Origin of the sequence: Mycobacterium sp. (assembly GCF_049281135.1) — a bacterium.
In the GTDB taxonomy this organism is placed as follows: Bacteria; Actinomycetota; Actinomycetes; order Mycobacteriales; family Mycobacteriaceae; genus Mycobacterium.
In genome coordinates this window covers 1-3,010 of record NZ_JBAPRN010000528.1, presented here as the reverse complement: position 1 = coordinate 3,010, position 3,010 = coordinate 1, and the positions used below count along the sequence as shown (strand labels likewise).

The window sequence follows — 3,010 nt, the reverse complement described above, 5'->3', positions numbered from 1 at the left end:
CGGTCTCACCCTTCGGGGTGACCTTGCCGACCAGGATGTCGCCGTCGCGAACCTCGGCGCCGATGCGGACGATGCCGCGCTCGTCGAGGTCAGCCAGCACCTCGTCGGAGACGTTCGGGATGTCCCGAGTGATCTCCTCGGCACCCAGCTTGGTGTCGCGGGCGTCGATCTCGTGCTCCTCGATGTGGATCGAGGTGAGCACGTCCTCCTCAACCAGGCGGTTGGACAGGATGATCGCGTCCTCGTAGTTGTGGCCTTCCCAGGGCATGATCGCGACCAGCAGGTTCTTGCCCAGCGCCATCTCACCGTTGTCGGTGCACGGCCCGTCGGCGATGACCTGGCCGGCCTCGACCCGCTCACCGTTGTCCACGATCGGACGCTGGTTGGCGCAGGTGCCGTGGTTGGACCGGGCGAACTTGCGCATCCGGTAGGTGTGCCGGATGCCGTCGTCGGCCATCACGGTGATGTAGTCCGCCGACACCTCCTCTATCACGCCCGCCTTGTCCGCGACGACGACGTCGCCGGCGTCGATCGCGGCACGCAACTCCATGCCGGTACCCACCAGCGGTGCCTCGCTGCGCACCAGCGGAACCGCCTGGCGCTGCATGTTGGCACCCATCAGGGCACGGTTGGCGTCGTCGTGCTCGAGGAACGGAATCATCGCGGTGGCCACCGAGACCATCTGGCGCGGCGACACGTCCATGTAGTCGACCTCGGCCGAGGAGACGTACTCGACCTCGCCGCCCTTGCGTCGAACCAGCACGCGGTCCTCGAGGAACCGGCCGCTCTCGTCGATCGGCGAGTTGGCCTGCGCGACGACGTGGCGGTCTTCCTCGTCGGCGGTCAGGTACTGGATCTCGTCGCTGACGACACCGTCGTTCACCTTGCGGTACGGCGTCTCGATGAAACCGAACGGGTTGACCCGCGCGTACACCGACAGCGACCCGATCAGACCGATGTTCGGACCTTCCGGGGTCTCGATCGGACACATCCGGCCGTAGTGGCTGGAGTGCACGTCGCGGACCTCCAGACCGGCGCGCTCACGGGACAGACCACCGGGGCCCAGCGCCGACAGGCGGCGCTTGTGGGTCAGGCCCGACAGCGGGTTGTTCTGGTCCATGAACTGCGAGAGCTGGCTGGTGCCGAAGAACTCCTTGATCGCGGCGACCACCGGCCGGATGTTGATCAGGGTCTGCGGCGTGATCGCCTCGACGTCCTGAGTCGTCATCCGCTCGCGGACCACCCGCTCCATCCGGGACATGCCGACCCGGATCTGGTTCTGGATCAGCTCACCGACGGTGCGCAGACGACGGTTGCCGAAGTGGTCGATGTCGTCGGTCTCCACCGGGACCTCGACGCCGCCGGGGACGGTCATCGAGGTCTGGCCCTCGTGCAGACGCACCAGGTACTCGACCGTCGCGACGACGTCTTCCTCGGTCAGCGTGGTCGAGGACGTCTCGGCCGGCGTGGCGCTCAGGCCCAGCTTCTTGTTGATCTTGTAACGACCAACGCGGGCCAGGTCGTAGCGCTTCTCCTTGAAGAACAGGTTCTCCAGCAAGGTCTGCGCCGACTCCTTGGTGGGCGGCTCGCCCGGACGCAGCCGGCGGTAGATCTCCAGCAGCGCCTCGTCGGGACCCGAAGTGGGGTCGCGCTCCAGGGTCTGCATCATGATCTCGGAGAACCCGAAGCGCTCCCGGATCTGCTCGTTGCTCCAGCCCAGCGCCTTGAGCAGCACGGTGACGGCCTGGCGACGCTTGCGGTCGATGCGGACACCCACGGTGTCGCGCTTGTCGATGTCGAACTCCAGCCACGCACCGCGGCTCGGGATCACCTTGACGCTGTGCAGCACCTTCTCGGTGGACTTGTCGATGGTGTCGTCGAAGTACACACCGGGCGAGCGGACCAGCTGGCTGACCACCACGCGCTCGGTCCCGTTGATGATGAAGGTGCCCTTCTCGGTCATCATCGGGAAGTCACCCATGAACACCGTCTGGCTCTTGATCTCGCCGGTGTTGTTGTTGATGAACTCCGCGGTGACGAACAGCGGGGCCGCGTACGTCATGTCCTTGTCTTTGCACTCGTCGACCGGGGCCTTGACCTCGTCGAACCGTGGATCGGAGAAGGACAGAGACATGGAGCCCGAGAAGTCCTCGATCGGGGACAGCTCGTAAAGCACCTCTTCAAGACCACCCGTCGGCTTGGCGTCACCGCGCGCGGCGGCGATTTCGCGCCAACGCGGCGCGCCGACCAACCACTCGAACGAGTCGGTCTGCACGTCCAACAAGCCCGGGACCTCGAGCGGTTCGCGCAGCTTGGCGAACGAAACCCGATCGGGCGCTCCGGGTACGGAGCTGTTGGAGGAGTTAGAACTTTGAGGGGACTTCTTGCTCTGGCGGGAGACTGCCAAGATGCATCCTTCCAGCACCTCACGCGGCTGTAGACCCGGCGGCCACCGGGAACCGTTCGCCGCTATAACTTTGTCGGTTCGGCTGGCGAACGATCTGCCCCAATCTCACGCACCAAGCTAGATCGCTGAATCAGCGATAGCTCAGGCTAGGACCACGGTGTCATGTGGCGGGTGAGGAGGGCAGGAGGCAGCCAGCGCAACGTCCAACAATAGCGCAGGACGGCGCATTCCTCAACTACCGCGCTCGGGGGTATCGGCGCTGGCTGGCGTCTCGACATTCCCGTGCATACATTCTGCCCAACAGATTGACCCCTTCGGGCGCTTCCGTCAAGAGGTGACGCGCGAAGATTGTGGAAGAACTCCTTCCGGATCAGGCCTACTGGGGTCGCGCGTCAGTACCCGCGCTGAGTCGGGATCGATGCGGTGTCGGGGTCCTCGTCGCGGTGCCGGGCGCGAGGGTCGTTTTGCACACCGTTGGCCTTGAACGAGTCCAGAATGGCTGCCTGCGCGTCCTTCGGGAGCAGGTGCAGGTTCTCCCGGACCCGAGCCTGGCGGCGGCCAACGGCCTTGCGCTCCGGCATGCCGGGGGTGGCGAGGATCTGC

General features: G+C 65.5%; 1 protein-coding gene and 1 pseudogene. Both read right to left on the bottom strand.

What is annotated here, in order from left to right:
- On the bottom strand, positions 1-2,407 hold a 2,407-nt coding region (gene rpoB / locus WAN02_RS20885), incomplete at its 3' end, for a DNA-directed RNA polymerase subunit beta (RefSeq protein WP_422266125.1).
- Between the two features lie 392 nt (positions 2,408-2,799).
- Positions 2,800-3,010, bottom strand: a pseudogene (locus tag WAN02_RS20880) (ABC transporter ATP-binding protein); the annotation flags it as partial.